22 protein-coding genes, 1 tRNA gene and 1 pseudogene are annotated in these 24,628 nt (G+C 67.4%); 6 read left to right on the top strand and 18 right to left on the bottom strand.

Annotated features, from left to right (window positions below):
• Positions 1–38: 38 nt before the first annotated feature.
• From RCP37_RS07000 to RCP37_RS06930, 15 genes and pseudogenes are all read right to left on the bottom strand, one after another.
• On the bottom strand, positions 39–1,100 hold the full coding sequence (locus RCP37_RS07000; RefSeq protein ID WP_308486201.1) for an NADPH:quinone oxidoreductase family protein: 1,062 nt from the start codon (positions 1,098–1,100) through the stop codon (positions 39–41).
• Between the two features lie 11 nt (positions 1,101–1,111).
• On the bottom strand, positions 1,112–2,359 hold the full coding sequence (locus tag RCP37_RS06995; protein ID WP_308486200.1) for a sulfotransferase family protein: 1,248 nt from the start codon (positions 2,357–2,359) through the stop codon (positions 1,112–1,114).
• Entirely contained in the window at positions 2,356–3,429 is a 1,074-nt protein-coding gene (locus tag RCP37_RS06990; protein ID WP_308486199.1) for a DUF1214 domain-containing protein, read from the bottom strand. The genes RCP37_RS06995 and RCP37_RS06990 overlap by 4 nt, the downstream gene beginning before the upstream one ends.
• A complete protein-coding gene (locus RCP37_RS06985; protein WP_308486198.1) occupies positions 3,422–4,039 on the bottom strand; it encodes a TetR/AcrR family transcriptional regulator in 618 nt (205 codons plus the stop codon). The genes RCP37_RS06990 and RCP37_RS06985 overlap by 8 nt, the downstream gene beginning before the upstream one ends.
• Positions 4,040–4,132: 93 nt before the next feature.
• A complete protein-coding gene (locus RCP37_RS06980; RefSeq protein WP_308486197.1) occupies positions 4,133–4,954 on the bottom strand; it encodes a class I SAM-dependent methyltransferase in 822 nt (273 codons plus the stop codon).
• A 63-nt stretch (positions 4,955–5,017) separates the two neighbouring features.
• On the bottom strand, positions 5,018–5,947 hold the full coding sequence (locus tag RCP37_RS06975; RefSeq protein ID WP_308486196.1) for a ketopantoate reductase family protein: 930 nt from the start codon (positions 5,945–5,947) through the stop codon (positions 5,018–5,020).
• 4 nt (positions 5,948–5,951) lie between these two features.
• On the bottom strand, positions 5,952–7,127 hold the full coding sequence (locus tag RCP37_RS06970; RefSeq protein ID WP_308486195.1) for an enolase C-terminal domain-like protein: 1,176 nt from the start codon (positions 7,125–7,127) through the stop codon (positions 5,952–5,954).
• A 23-nt stretch (positions 7,128–7,150) separates the two neighbouring features.
• Positions 7,151–7,960, bottom strand: a complete 810-nt coding sequence (locus tag RCP37_RS06965) for an HpcH/HpaI aldolase/citrate lyase family protein (protein ID WP_308486194.1) — start codon at positions 7,958–7,960, stop codon at positions 7,151–7,153.
• Positions 7,957–8,540: pseudogene (locus tag RCP37_RS06960) on the bottom strand (MaoC family dehydratase). The gene RCP37_RS06965 and the pseudogene RCP37_RS06960 overlap by 4 nt, the downstream one beginning before the upstream one ends.
• Complete coding sequence (locus RCP37_RS06955) at positions 8,540–9,700, bottom strand: acyl-CoA dehydrogenase family protein (protein WP_308486193.1); 1,161 nt, start codon at positions 9,698–9,700, stop codon at positions 8,540–8,542. Before RCP37_RS06955 ends, RCP37_RS06960 begins: the two are co-directional and overlap by 1 nt.
• The gene (locus RCP37_RS06950; RefSeq protein ID WP_308486192.1) at positions 9,697–11,721 is read right to left on the bottom strand and encodes an acetyl/propionyl/methylcrotonyl-CoA carboxylase subunit alpha; all 2,025 of its coding nucleotides are present in this window, start codon (positions 11,719–11,721) and stop codon (positions 9,697–9,699) included. The genes RCP37_RS06955 and RCP37_RS06950 overlap by 4 nt, the downstream gene beginning before the upstream one ends.
• A 6-nt stretch (positions 11,722–11,727) precedes the next feature.
• Positions 11,728–13,299, bottom strand: a complete 1,572-nt coding sequence (locus RCP37_RS06945; protein WP_308486191.1) for a carboxyl transferase domain-containing protein — start codon at positions 13,297–13,299, stop codon at positions 11,728–11,730.
• Entirely contained in the window at positions 13,296–13,937 is a 642-nt protein-coding gene (locus RCP37_RS06940; protein ID WP_308486190.1) for a 3-oxoacid CoA-transferase subunit B, read from the bottom strand. The genes RCP37_RS06945 and RCP37_RS06940 overlap by 4 nt, the downstream gene beginning before the upstream one ends.
• Entirely contained in the window at positions 13,934–14,683 is a 750-nt protein-coding gene (locus tag RCP37_RS06935; protein WP_046283826.1) for a CoA transferase subunit A, read from the bottom strand. The genes RCP37_RS06940 and RCP37_RS06935 overlap by 4 nt, the downstream gene beginning before the upstream one ends.
• A gap of 73 nt (positions 14,684–14,756) precedes the next feature.
• On the bottom strand, positions 14,757–16,397 hold the full coding sequence (locus tag RCP37_RS06930; protein ID WP_308486189.1) for an AMP-binding protein: 1,641 nt from the start codon (positions 16,395–16,397) through the stop codon (positions 14,757–14,759).
• Positions 16,398–16,499: 102 nt separating this feature from the next.
• Here RCP37_RS06930 and RCP37_RS06925 point away from each other — a divergent pair, with 102 nt between their 5' ends.
• Positions 16,500–17,153 carry an SACE_7040 family transcriptional regulator gene (locus RCP37_RS06925; RefSeq protein WP_308486188.1) on the top strand — a complete coding sequence of 218 codons (654 nt, stop codon included), beginning with the start codon at positions 16,500–16,502 and terminating at the stop codon, positions 17,151–17,153.
• Positions 17,154–17,218: 65 nt separating this feature from the next.
• The gene (locus RCP37_RS06920) at positions 17,219–17,986 is read left to right on the top strand and encodes an MmpS family transport accessory protein (protein ID WP_308486187.1); all 768 of its coding nucleotides are present in this window, start codon (positions 17,219–17,221) and stop codon (positions 17,984–17,986) included.
• A 42-nt stretch (positions 17,987–18,028) separates the two neighbouring features.
• Here RCP37_RS06920 and RCP37_RS06915 read toward each other — a convergent pair whose 3' ends face one another.
• Positions 18,029–19,339 carry an MFS transporter gene (locus RCP37_RS06915; RefSeq protein ID WP_308486186.1) on the bottom strand — a complete coding sequence of 437 codons (1,311 nt, stop codon included), beginning with the start codon at positions 19,337–19,339 and terminating at the stop codon, positions 18,029–18,031.
• Positions 19,340–19,362: 23 nt separating this feature from the next.
• Here RCP37_RS06915 and cmrA point away from each other — a divergent pair, with 23 nt between their 5' ends.
• Positions 19,363–20,169, top strand: a complete 807-nt coding sequence (gene cmrA / locus RCP37_RS06910) for a mycolate reductase (protein ID WP_308486185.1) — start codon at positions 19,363–19,365, stop codon at positions 20,167–20,169.
• 51 nt (positions 20,170–20,220) lie between these two features.
• Here the strand turns inward: cmrA and RCP37_RS06905 are convergent, their stop codons facing one another.
• Complete coding sequence (locus tag RCP37_RS06905; RefSeq protein WP_308486184.1) at positions 20,221–21,789, bottom strand: helicase HerA-like domain-containing protein; 1,569 nt, start codon at positions 21,787–21,789, stop codon at positions 20,221–20,223.
• A 75-nt stretch (positions 21,790–21,864) separates the two neighbouring features.
• Between RCP37_RS06905 and orn the strand changes: the two genes are divergently transcribed.
• The 3 genes from orn to RCP37_RS06890 all read left to right on the top strand — a co-directional run bounded on the left by orn (position 21,865) and on the right by RCP37_RS06890 (position 23,132).
• Entirely contained in the window at positions 21,865–22,521 is a 657-nt protein-coding gene (orn, locus tag RCP37_RS06900; RefSeq protein ID WP_308486183.1) for an oligoribonuclease, read from the top strand.
• Positions 22,522–22,556: 35 nt separating this feature from the next.
• Positions 22,557–22,632 (top strand) — tRNA-His (locus RCP37_RS06895).
• Positions 22,633–22,853: 221 nt separating this feature from the next.
• Positions 22,854–23,132 (top strand): DUF732 domain-containing protein, encoded by a 279-nt coding sequence (locus RCP37_RS06890; RefSeq protein WP_308486974.1) that lies wholly within the window; start codon positions 22,854–22,856, stop codon positions 23,130–23,132.
• 50 nt (positions 23,133–23,182) lie between these two features.
• Here RCP37_RS06890 and RCP37_RS06885 read toward each other — a convergent pair whose 3' ends face one another.
• Positions 23,183–24,613, bottom strand: a complete 1,431-nt coding sequence (locus tag RCP37_RS06885; RefSeq protein ID WP_308486182.1) for an alkaline phosphatase family protein — start codon at positions 24,611–24,613, stop codon at positions 23,183–23,185.
• Positions 24,614–24,628: the final 15 nt, after the last annotated feature.

The raw sequence follows: 24,628 nt of genomic DNA, 5'->3' as shown, positions 1-24,628 counted from the left end.
CCTTAGGCATCGAAAGCCATCGGTTTGATCCGGGCAAGTTACCCGTGATGGCCGGTGCTGACCACCAGGCGGCCGGTGGTCTGGCGGGCGGCCATGCGTTCCAATGCATTCGGCAGATCGGTCCAGGGAACCTCTGCGCCGACGACGGTACGGATCTTCCCGGTACGCAGCATCTCCAGGATCTTCGCGTGGGCTTCCAGTCCTTCCGAGCGAGCGGGCCAGTTGAACCCCAGGGTACGCCGGATCGCGACCGGATCATTGACGTAGACCAGGCATACCCCGCACACGTCGAAGTTGCTGTAGGCGATCGGCCGCGGCGACAAGTAGTCGCCGTCCTCCAGGGCGATGTCCTGGGCGAACCCGGCCATCAGGTACCGGCCGTTCAAACCCATGCACTTGAAGGTCTCCACGGCCACGTCACCGCCGACCGCGTCGAACGCGACGTCGACACCACGGCCGTAGGTCAGCTCCACGACCTGTTGCGCCCAGTCGGCATCGCGGTAGTTGATCGCGTGGTCGGCGCCGAGTTCCTTGCAGAACTCCAACTTCTCGTCGCTGCCGGCGGTGGCGATCACGCGCGCGCCCAGCGCCTTGCCGAGCACCAACGCGCCGGATCCGGTACCGCCCGCGGCGGCGTGCACCAGCAGGGTCTCCCCCGGCTTGAGGCGGCCACGTTCGCGCAACGCGAACCAGCCCAGGTGGAAGGGGTAGTGCAGGGCCGCGCCATCGACATCACTGACCCAATCCGGCAGATCCAGCGCGGTCGCCGCATCGACGATCGCGTAGGAGGCGTACCCGCCGAAGGCCATCACCGGGATGCCGACGATGCGCCGGCCGATGAGATGCTCGGCACCCTGGCCGGCACTCTCCACGACGCCCACCGTCTCCATACCGGGCACGAACGGCGGCTGCAGCGGCAGCGTCGTGTACCGGCCACCGATGATGTCGATGTCGTTGAAATTGAGGCAGAACGCATGGACGGCGACCCGGATTTCGCCGGGCCCAGGCGCGCGCACCTCGACGCTCTGGCGAGCCAGCACCTTGGCCGGGTCACCGAGTTCGGTGGCGACCCAGGCGTCAGCGGCGATCGGTTGATTCATGGTTTCTCCCACTAGTCGTCGACGAATTGGTTTCGGTAGGCGCGCAGGCGCTCTGCCACCTCGTCGGCATCCAGGCCCAGATCGGCCGGCTGGTAGTCGACCGCGCCGTAGCGCCCGCGGGGGTGCGCGACGCAGAACTGCGTCATCGCGTCTTTGGCCCGGGTGTCCAGCGGCTGGCCCGCGAGCTCGTAGATGGCGGCGACGGTCCCGTCCTCATCGGCCATGAAGTCCTCGAACCGCACGTCGACGGACTGTGCCGCCGGCAGCACGTCGCGGTCGCGCAGGCAGCCGGTGAGCAGGTCGTCGGCCCGGTCCAACCAATACTTCGAGATCTTGACCGGATCGGGTTTGTCGCAGGCCATGCGTGCTGCGTAGCTGATCATGGTCGCCATCGATCGCGTCACCTCGACCGGATCCCGATGGGTGACAACGAAGGTGGCGTCGGGGAAGGTGGCGTACAGCGCGGGGAACTGTTCCAGATGCTGTGGCGATTTGAGCACCCAGCGGGTCCCACCGCGTAGCCATTGCAGCGCCTGCAGGGTGCGCTTCATGTATGCGTACGACGCGCTCTGGTCGTGTGTCTTGTAGTGCTGTGCGAATGTCGGGAGGAAGTAACTACATTCGAACAGCATTCCGGAGATGTCGTTGCCCAGCAGCTGGATCTCTTCGTGCGCGTGGTCGACGGTCATGTCATGCATGCGCTTGAACTCGGGCATCGAGGTGTTGATCAGATCCAGGCCGACGGCGCAGCGGTCTCGCCTGGCCTGCGGATCGGGTTCGCCCGGCGTGGGAACCGGCTCCATGCTCTCCCAGTAGGGCAGGTAGCGCAGTGCCGGGTCTGCGGCGATCAAGTTGTGCAGGTGGGTAGTGCCGGTGCGTGGCAGCCCGCAGATGATGATCGGCCGTTCGATCTCGATGCTCTCGATCTCGGGGTTCGCCGCGATCAGACCTTCGAGCCGAAGCCGGTTGACGAGGTGGCCGGCCAGTTGTTCGAACGCCATTGCCCGGCCGACGCCGGACAGGTCGGCTTCAGCGTTCAGGGAACCGCACAGCACGTCGAGGCGTTCGCGGAATCCGTTGTCGCCCCAATTGTCGAGGCCAGTTCGTTCGGTTGCGGCCTGCAGCAGGGCTTCCGGTGTGAGTTGCAGGACCGCGCCGTAGCCGGCCAGGCCGTCGCGCATCGGGGCGGCGGCCTCGGGAAAGACCGGGTTGGCGAGGTCTTCGAGCCGGATGGCGCCCGGGCGGGTGGCGGCGCTCATGAGGCCAGCTCTGCGACGTCGACGACCCGGCAGGTCAGTGGGTCGGGGGTGGCCTCGGGCAGGAACCAGCGCAGCCAAATCAGGCCTTTGGACCGGCCCGCGGTGGACACCCAGTTCGGATGCCCAGGATCGGTTTCGCTGATCACGATCTGCCAGGACCCGTCGGGTGCGTAAGTGACGTGCGCGCCGTTGATGGTGACTCGCTCGCGGGTGTAGTCGTAGGTGTGCAGGAACGGATTCCACAGGCACAGATTCCAGAACACACACTCCGGTGAAGTCCCTTCGATGACCAGCGCCTCGCCGGGTTGCAGTTCGTAGGCGCCCATCGAATAGGCCGCATCGCCGGCGGCCCAGCCCACGGTGCGGCTGGGAACCGGGTAGGGCTCCTGCAGCACGTTGGCCGGCAGCCGCACGGGCGCCATGGCGGCTTGCTCACGAATCCAGGTGCGCGCCGCGCGCATCCGCCGGCTCAGGTCGGCCCGGCTGTCGGGGCGTCGCGGCGTGTCGTCAAGCGCCTCGATCTTCCACTGCACCCGCCGATCGGTCCCGGGGTCGGTGAGGTAGTCGCGGGTCAGGATGAACACGGCATCGGGCTCCAATTTGAGCCAATTGCCCTGCTGCTCTTGCGCACTGAGGACGAATTCGAAGTTGCCGTCGGCGTCGCAACCGAGGTCGCGGTCGTTGATGGTGTCGATGATCCGGTCGCTGTAGCGGCCGTCGTCGGGCCCGCCGTAGACGGTCATGGACAGATAGACCGCGTCGCCGCGGTTGCCGGTGACCCGGTAGCTGCGGCTCGGGTCGACTGGCGCCAGCTGGTAGAAGGCATCCGAATTGTCGCCGCCCCATTTGAGATAGGGGCCGATCACGTCGACCAGGATCGGTTTGTCCGCATCGCCCCAGATGTAGGCCTCGGAGGCGACGCGCAGCAGGCTCAACGCCCATCGGTAGCCATCGAGGACGTCGGCCTCCTCCAGCGGCGGATCGGCGGTCAGCAGGCGTTGCTCGACGGCACGGACCTCGTCGAGCAGAGACCCGAATGCCTCAGACAGATCCGATAACTCGTCACTCATCCCGGTTCTCCTTCTTTCTCATTCCCTGCAGCAGCAAGGTGCACAGTCTGTCGGCGGCGGCGTCGACGGTGTCGGTGGCCAAGACTTGGGCGATGTAGAAGCTGGTGCCCACCAAGGCGTCATAGGCGATCTCGATATCGATGTCGGCATCGAGCACGCCTTGGTCGATGCCGGCGCGGACCAGCACACCGAACGCGGTGCGGGTCGTCTCGTCGAGCAACTGTTGGGTGCGGATGAACAGCTCCGGGTCGCGGTGGCGATCGGCCAGGATGCCCAGCGCCGCGGCTGCCACGTCCGGTGCGCGCCAGAACTCGAACACCCCGGCAACGAATAGGCGCAGGTCTGCTTCGAAGTCGCCCGAGCTGGTCAGCACGTCACCGACCTCGGCGGCACCGAAGACCGCGTCGAACACCAGATGCGTCTTCGACGGCCAGCGTCGGTAGACGGTGGGTCGGCTGACGTCTGCCTCGCGGGCGATCGCCTCGATGGACACCTGGTCGTAGCCGTCGCGGGCCAGCAGGCGGCGCGCCGCTTCGGTGATGGCCTGCTCGGTGCGCGGATCGCGCGGGCGTCCGCGACCGGCCGGGGCCGGGTCCGGGCCCGCCGTCACTGTGGCATCCGCTGTCGGCGACTCACGCTCTAAACAATTACATTACGTAACGTAATTCGTCAATGGTTTCGCGGACCATCTTGTCTGCGCAGCTCAGAAGGCGTAGCGGTGATACTGCGACATGTTCGCCACCGCCGGGATCAACGACATCGCCTTGCCCAGCGCCCGGTAGGCGCGCGGCAGTTGGGCGAAGGTGGCCGACTCGAACCAGCGCTCCCATTGCAAGAGCCGGGTGCCCGGCACCGCGGCAAGAATGTCGTCGGGGCCGTTGATCGCCCAGTGCAGCGTCGCCCCGGATCTGCGCACCACCGCGTTGGACCATTGCGACTTGATGCCCAGCCAATTGAAGGCGTCGAACTGCAGCTCCCCGCTCGGGGCGTGCTCGACGACCCGGCGCAGCAACGCCACCCCGTCGGGTTCGGTGAGGTACATGGTCAGGCCTTCGCCGAGCATCAATGTTGGGCGGCCGGTAGGTATTTCGGCGAACCATGCCGGGTCGGTGACCGACGCCGCCACCACGTGGTTGTGCGGTCGCTCGGGCAGCAGCTGCCGGCGCAGGGCGGCGACATCGGGATAGTCGATGTCATACCAGTCGATTCCATCGCCCGGTTGCAGCCGGAAGTATCTTGCGTCGAGCCCACAGCCCAGGTGCAGCACTACGGCGTCGGGGTTGGCCGCCAGGAATCGGCTAGCCCAGCCATCGAAGTGTGCCGAGCGGGTGGTCACCGACGGTGAGCGAGCCGCGGTGATGGTGGTCTTGCGCCAGTCGTAGTCGATGCGTGCGACCACGTCCTTGGCGTAGCGATCACCCAGGATGGGCTCGGGCAGATCGGCATCCAGCGCCTTGGCGTACAGCGTCGCGAGCATGGTCTGCGGGGACCCGCTCAGGTCCACTCGCGCCTTGTCATCGGTCATGCCAATCCACGCTAGCGCCGCCGGCGAAAACGGGGCGGAGCTGAACGCCGGTCGGCGTGGTGTTCAGCCCTGGGGCGTGGACCACTGACGTTCAACCGCTTTGACCAGCGCGGTCAGCGTGGAGTTCACCGGGGCGTGCTCCCCCACCTGCACGGCGGTGCGCACCACGGCGCCGTTGATGACGTCGATCTCGCTGACGCGGCGGGCCAGATGATCCAGCAGTGCAGACGGTTTGGCGTTCGGCATCTGCGCACCAAAGGCCCGGACATGCTCGACCGGGTCTGCCACGTCGATGCCGATCCCAGCGGCCCGGGCCACAGTCCAGGCCTCAGTCGCCGTGGCGCGGCTGACCGGTCCCATGTCTGCGTCATCCATGACCTGGCCCACCGTCATACCGGTCAGCGCGCACGGCGCACTGTAGGCGGCGTTGCAGATGAGCTTCTCCCACTGCATGGCGGCGATGTCGGCGACCGCGGCCGCGTCGAATCCCGCCTCCGACCACACCCGAGCGATCTGGTCGACAGTCGAAAACGGCAGCGCCGCATAGGCGCCGAACCGGACGGCGCGCATCGCGTTGTGGTGCACATGCCCCGGGGCGGGACGCGAGGCCCCGAATCCGCTGGCGATGCCCACCGCCACTCGGCCTGCGCCGACGATGTCGGCAACGGTGTCGGCCGACCCGAGTCCGTTCTGGATGGTCAACACCGGAGTGTTCTCGCCGAGCAGCGGCAGTGCCTGATTGGCCCCGGTGGCGACGTCGGCGGCCTTAACCGCCAGCACCACCAGATCCATCGGCTCGGCCGGCGCGGTGGTGGCCGCCCGCATGGGAACCACCTGGTCGGGCTGCGGTCCGCTGATCCGCAGGCCGCCCGCGACGATGGCGTCGACGTGCGCGCTTGACCGGTCCACGGCCAGCACGTCATTGCCGGCCGCCGCCAACTTGGCGGCATAGATGGAACCCATGGCGCCGCAACCGATGACCGCTATCTTCATCCGCTCATCCCACCAGGTCGGCAATCACGGCAGCCAGATCGGGCTTCTCCTCCAGCCCGAAACCCGGCGCGTCGGTCGGCGCGATGGTGCCCTCGGCCAGCACACAACCCGGCGAATAGCCGCCGAACGGTGCGAACACCCCGGGATAGGACTCGCAGCCGCCCAGGCCCAGCGCGACCACGATGTGCAGATTGATCAGGTGCCCGCCGTGCGGGAAGGCCAAGCGACGATCAAAGCCGTGCGCCTCGAGAACCTCGATCATCCGGGCGTATTCGGTCAGCCCATAGCTGAGTCCGGCGTCCATCTGGAAGATGTCGCGGCTCGGCCGCATACCGGCGTAGCGAACCAAGTTGGTCGCATCGCGCACCGAGAACAGGTTCTCTCCGGTGGCGACGGCGCCGTCGTAGGCCTCAATGACCGCGGCATTCAACGCGAAATCGAGCGGGTCACCGGGCTCTTCGTACCAACGCAGGCCAAACGGGCTCAGCGCCTGTGCCCACTGCACCGCGGCGGCCTCGTCGAACCGGCCATTGGCGTCCACGGCGACTCGGGCCCCGCTGCCGACAATGTCGATCACGGCCTCGACGCGCGCCAGGTCCTCGCTCGTCGACGCGCCGCCGATCTTCATCTTGACCGCGTCGTAGCCCAGATCGAGATAGCCGCGGATCTCGCTGCGCAGCCGATCCAGGCCAGCGTCCGAATCATCGCCCGGGTAGTAGTAGCCGCCGGCGGCATACACCGGGACAGCCGCGGGAACGGTGTCGCGGCCGAAATACCCGGCAATGGTGCGGTAGGCGGGCTCGTCGGCGAGCTTGGCGTTGAGATCCCAGCACGCCAGCTCCAGTGCGGCCGCCGCACCGGCCCGATCGCCGTGCCCGCCGGGCTTTTCGTCTGCCAGCGCACAAGTCAGCACCCGAGCGGGATCGATCCGACCGGCATCGTCAAGCAGCGACTCGGGGTTTGCGCGCAGCACCCGCGGGATCATCCGGTCGGCCAGGATGCCGCTCTGGGCGAATCGGCCGATCGAATTGAACGCGACTCCGGTCACCGGCTTCCCGTCGCGGATCTGATCGCTGACCACCGCGACCAGTGACACCGTGTGCCGGGAGAAATCCACCAAGGCGTTGGCGACCTCGCCGCGCAAGCGCACCGGTGTCTCGATGATCTGGGTGATGCGCATGCGCGGTCAGTCCTCCTGGTGCATCAATCCGCCCGCCGCAGGATGGCTTCCGCGTGCCGTAGTACCGGGGAGTCGACCATCTGTCCTTCGAACGCGAACACCCCGCGCTCGGTCTGCGCCGCGGCGAGCACCCTGCGCGCCCAGTCAACCCGTTCCGGGGCGGGCCGATAGGCGTCGCGGACCACCGCGATCTGGCTCGGGTGGATGCACACCGTAGCAGCGAATCCGACCGCGGCGCCATCGAGTGCTTCGGCTTTGAGCCCGTCGAGGTCGCCGATGTTGAGGTAGACGGCATCCAGCGCGGCCCGGCCGAAGGTCGATGCCGCCAACAACACACTCGAGCGCACGTGGCGGGCCACATCGCGATACCGGCCTTGAGAACCTGATTGGTCGTGCCGACTGGAGCCGCCGCCCATGGCCGCGACCAGATCTTCGGCGCCCCACATCATCGCGACGCATTGCTGTGCGGCGGCGATCTCGGCGCAGAACACCGCGCCGCGTGGCGTCTCGATCAGGGCCACCACCTGCCGCGGCGCCAGTGCGGCGACCTGGGCAGCGGATTCGGTCTTGGCCAGCATCACCGTGGTGTAGGCGGTGTCGGCCAGTGCCTCCAAGTCGCGGGCCTGGTCCTCGGTGCCGGCCGGGTTCACCCGCACCACGGTCCGCTCCGGGTCAAGGGGCGTGCTCCGCAGCGCTTCGCGGGCGGCGGGCCGATCCGCGGCGGCCACCCCGTCTTCCAGGTCGAGGATCACCACGTCGGCGACCGCGGCCGCTTTGCCGTATCGCTCCGGGCGATCCGCCGGGCAGAACAGCCAGGCCGGACCGGTGCTCACTGGTCCCCCGCGGGCTTCTTGCGCACCAGCGTGGTGCGTACCGCGCGGGCGACAATGTCGCCGTTCTGGTTACGCCCGACGTGCTCCAACGTGACGATGCCCTCGCCGGGGCGGCTCTTGGACTCCCGCTTGTCGGTGCAGACCGTCTCGGCATACAGCGTGTCACCGTGAAACACCGGCTTGGGGAACGACACCTCCGAGAAGCCCAGGTTGGCCACGATGGTGCCCAACGTCAGCTGCGCCACCGACAGGCCGACCAGCGTGGAGAGGGTGAACATCGAATTCACCAGGCGCTCACCGCGGAAGCCCGGCTGCTGGGCCGCCCACGCCGCATCCAGGTGCAGCGATTGGGTGTTCATGGTCAGCGTGGTGAACAGCACGTTGTCGGCTTCGGTGATGGTGCGCCCGGGCCGGTGCAGGTAGGTGGTGCCGATCTCGTATTCCTCGAACCACAGTCCGCGCTGCTCGACCGTCTTGCTCACGCCGTTTCCCTTCCGCTATTTCCGCCGCCGAGTCGGAATTCTGCGACGCGACACGCCGGTGTTGCGTCGCCAGATTCCGGCTCGCGGGACGTCCTCATCACAGCCCCAACGATCGTGCGATCAGCATCAGCTGCACCTCGGTGGTGCCCTCGCCGATCTCGAGGATCTTGCTGTCCCGGTAATGCCGGGCCACCGGGTATTCGTTGATGAAGCCGTAGCCGCCGTGGATCTGGGTGGCGTCGCGAGCGTTGTCCATCGCCGCTTCCGAGGAGATCATCTTGGCGATCGCCGCCTCCTTCTTGAACGGCTTGCCCGCCAACATCTTCGCGGCGGCGTCGTAGTAAGCGGTACGGGCGACGTGGGCCCGCGCCTCCATCCGGGCGATCTTGAAGCTGATCGCCTGGTAGGAGCCGATCGTCTGGCCGAACGCCTCACGCTCACCGGCGTACTTGACGCTTTCGTCGACGCAGCCCTGCGCCACCCCGGTGGCGACCGCGGCGATCGCGATGCGGCCCTCGTCCAGGATGGACAGGAAGTTCGCGTAGCCCCGGCCCTCGTCACCGAGCAGGTTGGCTTGGGGAACGCGGGCGTCGGCGAAGGTCAGCGGGTGGGTGTCCGAGGCGTTCCAGCCGACCTTGTTGTAGGCCGGTTCCACGGTGAATCCCGGTGTGCCGGAAGGAACGATGATCGTGGAGATGTCCTTCTTGCCATCCGGCCGGGTTCCGGTGACGGCGGTGACCGTCACCAGTGAGGTGATGTCGGTGCCGGAGTTGGTGATGAACTGCTTGGTGCCGTTGATCACCCACTCGTCGCCGTCGCGGCGGGCGGTGGTCCTGGTGCCGCTGGCATCGGAGCCGGCGCCCGGTTCGGTCAGTCCGAATCCCGCCAGTCTCCGACCGCTCACCAGATCCGGCAGCCAGGTCTGCTTCTGTTCCTCGGAGCCGAACCGGTAGATCGGCATCGCCCCCAGGCCGACGCCGGCCTCCAGGGTCATCGCCACCGACTGATCGACCTTGCCGAGTTCCTCCAGGGCGAGCGCCAGGGCAAAGTAGTCGCCGCCCATGCCGCCGTACTCCTCGGGGAACGGCAGGCCGAACAGCCCCATCTCCCCCATCTTGGCGATGACTTCGTAGGGGAAGCTGTGCTCTTCATCGTGCTTGGCCGCCACCGGAGCGACGACGGTGCGGGCGAACTCGGCGACGGTATCGCGCAAGTCCTGGTAGTGGCTGGGCAGGGTGCCTGCCTCGATGGTGGTCATGATTTCGCTTCCTCGGTCTCTTCCTCCGGGATCAGCCGCGCCAGCACCTGATCCACCTTCACTTGCTCGCCCACCGCTACCAACACCTGCACCCGGCCGGAAATCGGGGCGGTCAGGGTGTGCTCCATCTTCATCGCCTCCACCACGACCACCGGATCACCTTCGCCGACAGTCGATTCCGAGTCAGCACTGACAGCGATCACGGTGCCCGGCATCGGGCTGGCGATCTCGGCGCTGCGGGCCCCGCCGCCGCGGTGCACCCGCACCACTTCGGCCTCCCGCAGCTGCCAGCTTCCGCGTTCGTCGCAGATCCACAGTTGGCCGTCGTCCTCGGCGAACAGGTAGCGGCGTTGCCGCCCGGCCACCGTGGCGATCAGCTGGTCGCCTTCGACATGGGCGCTGGCGCTCTGGATATCGCCGTCACCGATCTGCACCTGCGCCGCATCGGGCAGGCCCCACACCGATACCGTCTCGGTGCGCAGCGGGGTGTGCATCTCGGTGCGCACCGGTGCCGCCGCGCCGATTCGCCATCCGCTGGGCGCATCCCACAGCGATTTCGGCGCGGTTTCGCCCACTGAGCGGTGATTACCGCGCCGAAATCGCCCGGCCAGCGCCCACTGCCGGTAGAGGCCAGCGGCTGCCAGTACATCGTCGGGGGCCGGGACCGGCCTGAAATCACCCGACCGGGCGTCCAATAGTTCGGTGTCCAGGTCACCGGCGACCACTCGCTCATCGACGAGCAGGAACCGCAGGAACTCGACGTTGGTCTGCACCCCGAACACCGCCGTGCCGGCCAGCGCCGCATCGAGGCGCGCCAGTGCCTGCGCCCGGTCGGCCCCGTGCGCGATCACCTTGGACAACATCGGGTCGTAGTCGCTGCCGACGACGGTGCCGTCCTGCAAGGACGAGTCCACCCGCACCCCCGGACCGGTGGGTTCGTGCACCGCCAGCACTCGCCCACCGGTGGGCAGGAAGCCGCGGGCCGGGTCCTCGGCATATACCCGGGCTTCGACGGCGTGCCCGGTGAAGGTGATGTCGTCCTGAGTGAAGGACAACTTCTCCCCGGCGGCCACCCGCAGCTGCCACTCAACCAGGTCCAGGCCGGTGATCGCTTCGGTGACCGGGTGTTCCACCTGCAGTCGGGTGTTCATCTCCATGAAGAAGAACTCATCGGGGCGATCCGCCGAGACGATGAATTCCACGGTGCCGGCGCCGACGTAGTCCACGCTGCGCGCGGTGTTGCAGGCCGCCGTGCCGATCCGGTCCCCGGTGGCGGCGTCCAGCAGCGGCGACGGCGCCTCTTCGATCACCTTCTGGTGGCGTCGCTGCAGGCTACATTCGCGTTCGCCCAGGTGCACCACGTTGCCCTGGGTGTCGGCGAGCACCTGCACCTCGATGTGGCGGGGCCGCAGCACGAATCGCTCCAGAAACAGGGTGTCGTCACCGAACGCCGAAGCCGCTTCGCGCCGTGCGGTGGCCAGCGCCGGGCGCAGCTGGGCCGGGTCCTCGACCAGGTGCATGCCCTTGCCACCACCGCCGGCCGACGGCTTGATCAGCACCGGGTAGCCGATCTCGCCTGCCGCGGCCACCAGCTCGTCGTCGGACAGACCGGGTTTGGCGATACCCGGAACCACCGGCACCTCAAAGGCGGTGACGGTGTTCTTCGCCGAGATCTTGTCGCCCATCACCTCGATGGCCCGGGCCGGCGGCCCGATGAACACCACTCCGGCCCGCTCGCAGGCGGCCGCGAATCCGGCGTTCTCGGAAAGGAATCCGTAGCCGGGATGAATGGCCTGGGCTCCGGTGGCCGCGGCCGCCTCGAGCACCTCGGGTATCGACAGGTAGCTCTCCAGCACCGGTGCGGGCCCCAGGCGCACCGCGGTATCGGCTTCGCGCACGTGACGCGCGCCGGCGTCGGCATCGCTGTAGACGGCTACTGACCGAATGCCCATCCGGCGCAGGGTGCGGATCACGCGCACCGCGATCTCACCGCGGTTGGCTATCAAGACGGTTTCAAACATGTGCGCTCACATCCGGAATACGCCGTAGGAGACCGGGTCCAAAGGCGCGTTCGAGCAGACCGAAAGCGCAAGGCCCAGCACTGTTCTGGTGTCCGCCGGGTCGATGATCCCGTCATCCCACAACCGGGCGGTCGAGTAGTACGGGTTGCCCTGCACCTCGTATTGCTCGCGGATCGGCGCCTTGAAGGCTTCCTCGTCGGCCGCCGACCATGGCTTGCCGGCGGCGTCGAGTTGATCGCTGCGCACGGTGGCCAGCACCGATGCGGCCTGCTCGCCGCCCATCACCGAGATCCGGGCGTTGGGCCACATCCACAGGAACCGGGGCGAGTACGCCCGTCCGCACATGGAGTAGTTGCCCGCCCCGTAGGACCCGCCGATCACGACGGTCAGCTTGGGCACCCGCGCACAGGCCACCGCGGTGACCATCTTGGCGCCGTGCTTGGCGATGCCGCCGGCCTCATAGTCGCGGCCGACCATGAACCCGGCGATGTTCTGCAGGAACACCAGGGGGATCGAGCGCTTGTCGCACAGTTCGATGAAGTGCGCCCCTTTGACGGCGGATTCCCCGAACAGCACCCCGTTGTTGGCGATGATCCCGACCGGATGGCCGTGGATGCGCGCGAACGCGGTCACCAGTGTTTTGCCGTACTCGGCCTTGAACTCACTGAACTCGCTACCGTCGACCAGCCGCACGATCACCTGGCGCACGTCATAGGGCACCCGGGGATCGGGGGGAACCACGTCGTAGAGCTCGGCCGGGTCATGCTGGGGCGGGGCGGAGTCGCTGATCTCCCAAGGGCTTTCAGTGCGAGGACCGAAGGTGGCCGCGATCTGGCGCACGATGCGCAGCGCGTGCTCGTCGTCGTCGGCCAGGTAATCGGTGACCCCGGAGGTGCGGGAGTGCAGGTCGCCGCCGCCGAGTTCTTCGGCGGTCACCACCTCACCGGTAGCGGCCTTCACCAGCGGCGGACCGCCCAGGAAGATGGTGCCCTGCTCCCGGACGATGACGGCCTCATCGCTCATCGCCGGAACGTAGGCGCCGCCCGCGGTGCACGAACCGAGCACCGCCGCGATCTGCGGGATGCCCGCAGCGCTCATGGTGGCCTGGTTGAAGAAGATGCGGCCGAAGTGCTCACGGTCGGGGAAGACTTCGTCCTGGCGGGGCAGGAACGCTCCGCCGGAGTCCACCAGGTACAGACAGGGCAGCCGGTTGCCCAGCGCCACCTCTTGGGCACGCAGGTGCTTTTTGACCGTCACCGGGTAGTAGGTGCCGCCCTTGACGGTGGCGTCATTGGCGACGATCACGCATTCGCGGCCGGAGACCCGCCCGATGCCGGTGATGATCCCCGCCCCGGGGCACTCGTCGTCGTACATGCCGTCGGCGGCCAGCGGCGCCAATTCCAGAAACGGGCTACCGGGGTCCAGCAGCCGGTCAACCCGGTCGCGGGGCAACAGTTTTCCGCGCGCCACGTGGCGCTGGCGGGACTGCTCGTTGCCGCCCAGGGCGGCCGCCGCCAGCTTGGTGTTGAGTTCCGCGACCAGGCGACGGTGTTCGTCAGCGAATGCCGGTGCGGTCATGACAGTGCCGAAAGATCCAGCGAAGCGTCGGTTTTCGCGACGACTTCGTCGACGGTGACGCCCGGGGCGGTCTCGATCAGTCGCAGGCCTTCCTCGGTGACGTCGATGACGGCAAGGTCGGTGATGATCCGGTTGACGCAGCGGGCACCGGTGAGCGGCAGCGTGCACTGCTCGACGATCTTGGCGCTGCCGTCCTTGGCCGCGTGTTCCATCATCACGATCACCCGGCGCGCCCCGTGCACCAGGTCCATCGCCCCGCCCATGCCCTTGATCATCTTGCCGGGGATCATCCAGTTGGCCAGGTCGCCGGCGGCCGAAACCTGCATGGCACCAAGGACCGCCACGTCGAGGTGTCCACCGCGGATGACCCCGAACGACGCCGACGAGGAGAAGAAGGAAGCACCGGGCAAGGTGGTGACGGTTTCCTTGCCGGCGTTGATCAGGTCGGCGTCGAGGTCTTCGCGCAGCGGGTAGGGGCCGACCCCGAGGATTCCGTTCTCCGAGTGCAGCACCACGCTGACACCGTCGGGGATGTGGTTGGGAATCAAGGTGGGCAGTCCGATGCCGAGGTTGACGTACTGGCCGTCGCGCAGTTCGGCGGCCACCCGTGCGGCCAACTCGTCTCGTGTCAGGGTCATGACGCGCGCACCGTCTCCCGCTCGATTCGCTTGATCGGATTGGGCACGTGCACCACCCGGTGCACGAAGACTCCCTGGGTGTGCACCTCGGCGGGGCAGATCTCGCCGGGTTCGACCAGGTGCTCGACCTCGGCGATGGTGATTCGGCCTGCCGCAGCGCAGTCCGGGTTGAAGTTGGCGGCGGCCTCCCGATAGACGAGGTTGCCGTGCCGGTCGCCTTTCCAGGCGTGCACCAGCGCGAAGTCGGTGCGGATCGCCCGCTCTAGGACATAGGTTCGTCCGTCGAACTCCCGGGTCTCTTTCGGCGGCGAGGCCACCGCCACCCCGCCGGCGCCGTCGTAGCGCCACGGCAGTCCGCCGTCGGCAACCTGGGTGCCGACTCCGGTGGGCGTGTAGAACGCCGGGATGCCGGCGCCGCCGGCGCGCAGCCGCTCGGCGAGGGTGCCCTGCGGGGTCAGCTCCACCTCGAGCTCGCCGGACAGAAACTGGCGAGCGAATTCCTTGTTCTCGCCCACATAGGAGCTGACGGTGCGGCGGATGCGCTTGTGCTCCAACAGCACACCCAGCCCGACGCCGTCGACACCACAGTTGTTCGACACCGTCTCCAGATCGGTCACCCCGAGCTGCAGCAGGGCCTCGATCAACGCCTCCGGAATGCCACAGAGCCCGAACCCGCCGACCGCCAGTGACGCGCCGTCGGTCACGTCGGCCACGGCCTCTGCCGCCGTCGCCACGACCTTGTCTATCGCCACTCGCCCTCCTCATTTCAGTTAATGTTCATTAACTGATGCCAGAGAATACCATTCTCGAGCAGCCCTGTCAGCCGCCGCCCAAATGCTCGATCGCCTGCTGGCGCATCTCGTCCTTGCGGACCTTGCCGGTGACCGTCATCGGAAACTCGGCCACCACCCGCACGTAGCGCGGCACCTTGAAGTGCGCGAGCCGGCCGGTGCAGAACGCCCGCAGCCGCTCGACGGTCAGCGGCGGCGCGCCGTCGCGCATCATCACCACCGCCATCAGCTCTTCGCCGTAGGTTTCGTCGGGCACGCCGATGACCTGGGCGTCGCGGATGTCGGGGTGGGTGTAGAGGAATTCCTCGATCTCGCGCGGGTAGATGTTCTCCCCGCCGCGGATCACCATGTCCTTGATCCGCCCGGTGATGCGCAGATAGCCGTCGCCGTCCATCACGGCCAGATCGCCGGTGTGCATCCAGCCTTCGGCGTCGATGGCCGCCGCGGTCTTGTCCGGGTCGTTCCAGTAGCCGGTCATCACCGAGTAGCCGCGGGTGCACAGCTCGCCGACGTCTCCGCGCGGCACGGTCGCTCCGGTGGCCGGGTCGGTCAGCTTGATCTCCAGGTGCGGGCCGACCTGCCCGACGGTCTCGACTCGCTGCACCAGCGAGTCCTCACTACGGGTTTGGGTCGACACCGGGGAGGTCTCGGTCATGCCGTAGCAGATCGCGACCCCGGCCATGTGCATGTCGTCGATGACCCGGCGCATCACCTCGGCCGGGCACGGCGATCCCGCCATGATCCCGGTGCGCAGGCTGGTCAGGTCGTACTCGCCGAAGTCGGGCAGCGCGAGCTCGGCGATGAACATGGTGGGCACCCCATAGAGGCTGGTGCAGGCCTCATCCTGCACGGCCCGCAGCGTGGCCGCGGGATCGAAGCCGGGCCCCGGCAAGACGATGGTGGCGCCGTGACTGGTCGCCGCCAGGCTCCCCATCACCAGTCCGAAGCAGTGATACAGCGGCACCGGAAGGCAGATCCGATCTGTTTCGGTGTAGCCGAGCAGCTCACCGACCAGGTAGCCGTTGTTGAGGATGTTGCGATGACTGAGCGTCGCGCCCTTGGGGTAACCCGTTGTCCCCGAAGTGTATTGGATATTGATCGGATCTTGAGCGCGCAGTGTCGCGCCCACCCGCGCCAGTGCTGTCGCATCGATCGGCGCGCCGGCCAGCTCCTGCCACCGGGAACGGCCAATGAACACCACCTCGCGCAGGTCCGGGCATGCGGGGTCCACCTCCCCCAGCATTGCGGCGTAGTCGGAGGTTTTGAAACGCGTAGCCGAGATGACCATCGCGACCCCGGACTGCTTGAGCGCATAGGCCAATTCGTGGGAGCGATATGCCGGGTTGACGTTGACCAGAACCGCCCCGATCTCGGCGGTGGCGTACTGGGTCAATACCCATTCGGCACAGTTGGGCGCCCAGATGCCCACCCGGTCCCCGGGGCTGATTCCGGCCTGCAGCAGCCCGGTTGCCAGTCGTCGCACGTCCGCGGAGAGCTCGGCGTAGCTCCAGCGCCGACCCGACGAAACGTCAACCAGCGCATCGCGATCGGGGAATGCGCTGGCGATCGCCGCGAGAGTGGCGCCGATCGTCGTCTCCAACAGGGCCGGCTGGGCCCCGCCGCGGGCGTAGGACAAGTGGTCCTGCGCCGCGGGTACCGCAGTTGCCATCGGCCCCTCCACCGGTGCCGCCCGAAGCTGGATGTGCTCCGCGGCGACGGGTGTTACGTTAGTGGCCATTAACTGAGATGTCCACGACGGATCGGAGGCGTGATGGCTTCTTCTATTCCGAAGTCCATCTCGGCTGACTCGGCGGGCGACGACGAGCCCAGCAACCGGCGCAGCCGGCTGAAGTCCGACCGGCGTAGCCAGTTGCTCGCGGCCGCCGAACGCCTCTTCGCCCAGGGCGGCTACCCCGCCGTGCGGTTGGAGGACATCGGTGCGGCCGCAGGAGTCAGCGGCCCGGCCATCTATCGCCACTTCGCAGGCAAGGAAGCACTGCTGGTCGAATTGCTGGTCGGGATCAGCACCCGGTTGCTCGACGGCGCGCGCGCCGTGGAAGCGGGTGGAGACAGTCCGCAGGAAGTGCTGGATGGCCTGGTCGACTTTCATCTCGATTTCGCCCTCGGCGAGCCGGATCTGATCCGGATCCAGGACCGTGACTTGGCGCATCTGCCGGCCGCCGCGCAGCGTCAGGTGCGCAGCGCCCAACGGCAGTACGTCGAGGTGTGGGTGAGCGTGTTGTGCGCGCTGCGCCCGGGGCTGGCCGAAGCCGATGCACGGCTGATGGCCCACGCCGCGTTCGGTCTGCTGAACTCGACCCCGCACAGCATGAAGCCCATCGGCGCCAAGTCGGCCGGCCCGGAGCGCTCGCGAGCGGTGTTGCGGGCGATGACGATCAGCGCGCTGGGCGCGGCCGGAATTTAGGCCGGCGCGCCGACGTCCCGGCCGCAGACGCCCGCCGCAGGTACCCTGCAAGCCATGAGGTGGGCATGACCGATCCGTATCGACCGGAGGGCGCTAATCAGCCCTGGCAGCGCGGTGGAACGTCCGAGCCGCCGACGTCTGGCTATCCGCCCTACGTCGACCCGGCCTACGCCGGGCAGCTCCCGTCGTACCCGCCCGGCTATCCGCCGCAGGCTCCCCACCCGACCGAGCAATTGCCACGGCAGCACTGGGAGGCGCCCCAGCCCCCTCAGGGTGGTCCCGTAGGCGGCGGCGAGGGTGGCCCGCCGGAGCCTCCGCGGTTTCCGAACTGGCTGTTTTTGGTGGCCGGTGCCGCCGTGCTGCTGGTGGTCGGCATGGTGATCGCCCTGGTGATCGCCAATGGCTCGCAGCGCAATTCGGCCACCGTCACGCCGGTGACCCCGTTGCCGACCGCCCCGAGCACCCCGGTACCCAAGCGCGTTCCCACCACCACGCCCTCGCCGTCGCGGACCCCGGCACCCAGCACCACAACCACGGCGCCGCCGACGACATCGACGACGGCCGGCGTGCCCGAGACGATCGTCTACAGCGTCAGTGGGACCGGTCGGGCCCTGAGCATCGCCTACATCGATACCGGCGGGATCTTGCAGACCGAGTTCAACGTGTCCCTGCCGTGGACCAAGCAGGTGACGTTGACGCCGCCGGCGACGACGGCTGCGGCGGTCACGGTGGTCAATTTCGGCGAGCAGGTCACCTGCTCGGTATCGGTGGACGGCGCCCAGGTCCGTCAGCGCACCGGTTCGATTCTCACGGTGTGCGCGGCAGCTGGCTAAGGCGATCGCAAGCGCGGCGAACCCGGGCGAAGCGGGTCGCCGTCAAACCCTGCTGACCCGCACCGGCAGCAGCGCCAACAGGCCCAGCAGCAGAACGGTGCACAGCCCGCCCATGCCCGCCCGGTCGGTGCCGAAGACGTCGACGAAGACCGAGAACAGCCACGGCGCCAGGAACGACACTGCCCGACCGGTCATCGTGTAGAGGCCGAACGCCACTCCTTCGAACCCATCCCGGCCTTCTTGGGCCATCCGCAGCAGCAGGGTGCGCGCCGAGGATTGGGTCGGCCCGATGAACAGACACAGCACCAGCCCGCAGGCCCAGAACGCCCCTGGACCCGACAGCGTCATCAACGTGGTGCCGGCGGTGATCATCACCACCAGGGAGCCCACGATGACGGTCTTGGACCCGATGCGGTCGTCGAGCAGCCCCCCGGCGATGGCCCCGAGTGCCGCCACCACGCTGGCGGCCACCCCGAAGATCAGCACGTCCCCGGCCGAGATGCCGTAGACGTTGACGCCCAGCACCGCGCCGAACGCGAACACCCCGGCCAACCCGTCGCGGAAGATCGCGCTGGCCACCAGATAGAAGACCAGGTTGCGGTCGCGGTGCCATTCCGCAGTGATGTCGCGCCAGAGCTGGCGGTAACCGCCGAGGAAGCCGAGCCGCAGGGCAGGCGCCTCACTCTCGCCGACCAAACGATGCGCAGTGAGCAACAGCGGCAGCGCGAACACCGTCAGCCAGGCCGCGGCCAGCAGCATCGCGACCCGAACGTTGTGTCCGCCTTCGGTGGACAAGTGCAGCAGGCCGCGGGTGGGGCCGCTGCCGGCGATGCAGCCGACGTAGACCAGCAGCAACAACACCACGCTGCCGGCATAGCCGGCCGCCCAGCCGAATCCGGAGATCCGGCCAGAGTTCTGCGGAGTCGACAACTGCCGCAGCATGGCGTTGTAGGGCACGCTGGCCAGGTCGCCGCACGCGGCGGTCAGCGCCAATAGCAACAGTCCCGGAGCCAGGTAGGCGGGTTCGTCACGGATCAGGCTCATCGAGGCGGTCAGCACCGCCGCGGTACCGGTCAGCACCGCCAGCGTCACGCGACGGCGGTGCGGGGCGGCCACCCAGACCCCGATCACCGGCGCGACCGCGGCCACGGTCAGCCCGGAGATAGCCAGGGTGCGGCCCAGCCAGCTGGCCGGGGACACCTCTCCGGGCAGCTCACGCCCGACACTGCTGGTCAGATACACCGAGTAGACGAACGTCACCACGATGGCGGAAACGCCGGCCGCACCGGTGTCCCACAGGGCCCACGCCACGATCCGGGATCGCCCCGGCTTGTCCGCCCCCGGCTCGCCCATGACTCGCACTCTACGATTGCCCCATGCCAATTCCTGCTCCCAGCCCAGATGCCCGCGCCGTCGTCACCGGTGCGTCCCAGGGAATCGGTGAGGCGCTGGCCACCGAGCTGGCCGCCCGCGGCCACGCCCTGATCATCACCGCGCGCCGCGAAGACGTGCTCAACGACGTGGCGGCGCGGCTGCGCGACAAGTACCGAGTCGCGGTCGAGGTCCGCGCGGTCGACCTGGCCGACCCGCCGGCACGTGACGCGTTCTGCGCCGAGTTGGCCGGGCGGGAGATCTCAGTGCTGTGCGCCAATGCCGGCACCGCGACGTTCGGGCCGATCTCGGGCCTGGACCCGGCGGCGGAGAAGGCCCAGGTGCAGCTCAACGCGCTGGCCGTGCACGACCTGGTGTTGGCGGTGCTGCCCGGCATGCTCGAGCGCCGCGCCGGCGGCATCTTGATCTCCGGGTCGGCGGCGGGCAACTCACCGATCCCCAACAACGCCACCTACGCCGCGACCAAGGCGTTCGCCAACACGTTCAGCGAGTCGCTGCGCGGCGAGCTGCTGAAGTCCGGGGTGCATGTGACGTTGCTGGCGCCCGGGCCGGTGCGCGCCGAAATGCCTGATGCCACCGAGGCCTCGTTGGTCGACCGGCTGATCCCGGACTTCTTGTGGATCTCCACCCAGCACACCGCGAAGCTGTCGCTGGATGCGTTGGCGCGTAACAAGATGCGGGTGGTTCCCGGGATCACCTCCAAGGCCATGTCGATGGCCAGCGGTTACGCGCCGCGCGCCATTGTCACGCCCATTGTGGGGGCGGTCTACAAAAAGCTCGGCGGGGGCTAGCGGCGACCGCAAGCGCGGCGGAGCCGGGCGCAGCGGGTCGCCGCCGTCAGATCAGCGCCGGCGGCGCCCGGTGCCCATTGCGCCGCGGGTGATCTGACCGACCACCACGGTGGTGACAGCACGGGTCACCTGCTTGCCCTCCCGGGTGGAGAGGAAGTGGGCGAGCCAGCGACCGAACCGCGTCCACCAGTGCACTTTCGGTGGCGGCGGCACACTGTCGTATCCCTGGGCGTCGGAGGGCGGCGCACTGCCCTCCCCCGCTGCGAGCTTGCCGGACAAGATCTCATAGGCCGACTCGCGATCCACGGTCTCGCTGTAGACCGCGTGCAGCGGGCTGGCGGTGGCCGCGGCGGTGATCGCCGCGTCACCGACGGAGGCCATCAGCGATCGCGGTGCCCGTAGCCGCGTCCAGGCAACCGGGGTCGGGGCACCCTTCTCCGTCAGGACGGTGACGATCGCCTCGCCGATCCCCAGCGACGTCAGCGCCGACTCCAGGTCATACACCTTGGTTTTGGGGTAGGTGCGCACCGTTTTGCTCAGCGCCGCCTGGTCGTCGGGGGTAAACGCCCGCAACGCATGCTGGATCCGTGCGCCCAGCTGGGACAGCACGCTGTTGGGCACATCGGTGGGCAACTGCGTGCAGAAGAACACCCCGACGCCCTTGGAGCGGATCAGCTTCACGGTCTGCTCGACCTGCTGCAGGAACGCCTTCGAGGCGTCGGCGAACAGCAGGTGCGCCTCGTCGAAGAAGAACACCAGCTTGGGCTTGTCGATGTCCCCGACCTCGGGAAGCAGCGTGAACAGGTCGGCGAGCACCCACATCAAGAAGGTGGAGAACAACACCGGGCGGGCAGCTTGATCGCCCAGCTCCAGCAGCGAGATGATGCCGCGGCCCTGACTGTCAGTGCGCAGCAAGTCCTCCGGCTTGAGCTCCGGCTCACCGAAGAAGGTGTCGCCACCTTCGGCCTCCAGATTGACCAGGGCCCGCAGAATCACCCCCGCGGTCTGCGCCGATACCCCGCCGAGGTTCTTCAGCTGGGGCTTGCCGGCATCGCTGGTCAAAAACGTGATGACCGAACGCAAATCCTTCAGGTCCAGCAGCAAATAACCGTTCTGGTCTGCCCAGTGGAAGATCAGCCCGAGGGTCGACTCCTGGGTGGCATTGAGCCCCAATACCTTCGACAGCAGGATGGGTCCGAAGCTGGAAATGGTGGCGCGCACCGGGATTCCCAGACCACCGGTGCCCAGCGACAGAAACTCCACCGGGAACGCCGTCGGCGTCCAGTCGTCGCCGGTCTCGGTGGCGCGCTGGGTGATCTTGTCCCCCGCCTCCCCGGCCCGCGACAGCCCGGACAGGTCGCCCTTGACGTCGGCCATCAGCACCGGGACACCGGCGGCGGACAGCTGCTCGGCGATCACCTGCAACGTCTTGGTCTTGCCGGTGCCGGTGGCGCCGGCCACCAAACCGTGGCGGTTGATTGTGGCCAGCGGGATACGGACCTGCGCGGAGGCGTCTGCGGTGTCGTCGATGACGACCGTGCCCAGTTCGAGGGCCTGGCCGTCTGCGACATAGCCCGCCGCGATCTGCTGCGCGGCGTTCGCCGCCGACTCGGGACTCACAGGTCACGACATTACTTGGCCTGTCTGTACCGCTGTGCGCCTATGGCTGCGGCGAACGGCTAACGTTGGCTCACTGTGAGTGCTGCACGAGACGAACTCGTCTGGATCGACTGTGAGATGACCGGCCTGGATCTGGGCTCGGACAAGCTCATCGAGATCGCTGCCCTGGTCACCGACGGCGAGCTGAACATCCTGGGCGACGGTATTGACGTGGTGATCCACGCCGACGACGCGGACCTGGACGCGATGAGCCCTGTGGTGACCGACATGCACACCCGATCGGGCCTGATTGACGAGGTCAGAGCCTCGACGGTCGACCTGGCCACCGCCGAGGCGATGGTGCTCGACTACATCCGCACCCACGTCAAGCAGGCCAAGACGGCGCCGCTGGCGGGCAACTCGATCGGCACCGACCGAGGTTTCCTGGCGCGCGACATGCTCGCCCTCAACGACTACCTGCACTACCGGATGATCGACGTCAGCTCGATCAAGGAGTTGTGCCGTCGGTGGTACCCCCGGATCTACTTCGGCCAGCCGGCGAAGGGCCTGGCGCACCGCGCACTGGCCGATATCCACGAGTCCATCCGGGAATTGAAGTACTACCGCCGCACCGCGTTCGTCGCCCCGCCCGGGCCTTCTACCAGCGACATTGCTGCGATCGCCGGGGAGCTGGGTCCGCCGGTGGACGCGCCCGACGATATCGATTCGGTCGCTGAGCGCCCTAGCGGTTAGTATCGACGACGCTGCTTGCTAGTCGGGCAGCAATGGTGGCTGTAGTTCAGTTGGTAGAGCACCAGGTTGTGATCCTGGGTGTCGCGGGTTCGAGTCCCGTCAGCCACCCCAACAGGTCGGGCCCCCTTTCGAGGGGGCCTGACTCGTTTCTACGGGTTCCCGCGCGAGCCGCCATCCCGCCATCCGCCACTGACCGGGTTGGCACATGTCCGGCCGGGAAAAGTCTCATCGGGCCTTAGCCTCAGGTCGCATACCGAGCGGGGTCGTATGTGGTGTGCCAACATATGCCCCAACTACGAACCCTGGAGGTAGTCAGAGTGTTTGCTGTGAGCATGTTGACCGGAGTCGGTGCCGCTCTTGTCGCCGCCTTGATGGCCGTGGCGCCCCCAGCCCATGCGGACTACGACAGCTTCTACAAGTACCTCGAGGACCACGGCACGATGCGATTCGAGTTCCCAGGAGGGCTGTTCTCGAACGCCACGCAGATGTGTCAGATGCTTCGCGGCGGGGCTTCGCCGGACGATATTCGACGTATGTCGTTCGGCGCGATGGACGTTGCGGGCGTACTGGATGCCGCCCAGCATGAAATCTGCCCCGACACGCTTCGCTAGGAGACTCCCACCGCACGGACGGCAGTTCGCTACCGGCCACCCAGGGCGTATCAGGCGTCGAGCAGCCAGGGCAGTTCGAGCTCCCCTACCGAATGCTCAGGCGCGAACAGGTTGTCGCCCCCAGAAAGCAGGCCCCACGGGTCAGAGAACTCCGAGGCACCCGGCAGCGGTAGCGGCGCGTCAGTCGGCGCAATGACTCCCGATCCGGTCAGGTACGCAACGCCTCGGGCCAGTGCAACGCTCGTGTCGACCACCAAACCGCCCACGAAATCGTTGATCTGTTGGGCGAATTGGGCCAGTCCGCTGATCAGGAAGATGTCCTGGTCGACGATCGACTGCAGGAGCTTGTCGATCTCGGTGACAACCAGATTGAGCCCGTACGGAATGGAGGTGATCACCGTGCGGATGGCCAGTGCGATGTCGTTGCCGATATTGGGGTAGCCGTACATCGCGAGCGCGTCTTGCAGCGCCTGCTTGAGGTCGGCGGGTGTGACGATGCTGTTCAAGATGGAGGGGTCGTTCGCCATCGAGACACCGTCGAAGTCCGAGCGCAGCGGGACGCCGAACAGCGACAAGATGGTGGGCGTGATGTCCACCGTGGAGTAGTTCAGGTTTTGGCTGCCGTCGGTGGCGTGATCGCCTGCTTGATCGAATATGACGAAAGACGATGTCTCGTTGGGCGATTGGAAGCCGTGGCCCAAGATGTCGTGGGACTGCTGGTGGCCGTGGTCGGTGGTGATGATGATCGACCAGTCGTCGCCGGTGATCGCTTTGACCTGCGCGACCGCGGCCAGGATCTGCTGGATGTTGGCGCCGACGTTCACAACGGCTTGGGCATATTCGGCCGACCCGCCACCGAACGCATGCCCGGCCTCGTCGACTTGCACTTGGTAGGAGAACAGGAAGTTGGAGATGTCGTCGGGGTTGTCCGCGGTCGCCAGGATCTGGGCGATGGTCTGCGAGGTGACCAGCGCGTCGGCGTCGGCCCAGTTGGTCTCGAAGGGCACGAAGATGTTGTTGTCGACCGGGTAGCCGCCCGCGGCGGCGATGTCGTTGATGTAGTCCCAGTCGGCGATCACCGTGGTGTTGACCTCCGGCTTGTAGTACTCGAGAAGGTTGAACACCGTCGGCCACAAGTTGTATGGCTCGGGGCTGAACAGGTTGTTGGTCACACCGTGCTTGTCGTCCCACACTCCGGTCAGAATCGTCGACCATGACGGGCCGGAAAAGGTGGTGTGGTTGGTCAGGCTCGCGGTTCCGGTGATGCCTTGGTCCATCGCGGTTTTGAAGCCGCTGTCCTGGTTGTAGGCGTACTCCAGGATCTTGTCCAAGTTGGTGCCGTCGGTACCGATCAGCAGCACGTGCTCGGCGGCAAGCATCCAGTCGGCGGTCATCGCGGACATCCCAGTCTGTGCCCCGACCACCGCCCCTGTTCCGGCAACCAAGCCGGCGACGGTCGCAACAGACAGAAACCGCTTCACCTTTGTCACGATCGG

It is taken from the genome of Mycolicibacter sp. MU0102, from assembly GCF_963378105.1.
GTDB classification, from domain to species: Bacteria; Actinomycetota; Actinomycetes; order Mycobacteriales; family Mycobacteriaceae; genus Mycobacterium; species Mycobacterium holstebronense.
This window is presented reverse-complemented; position numbering and strand designations above follow the sequence as displayed.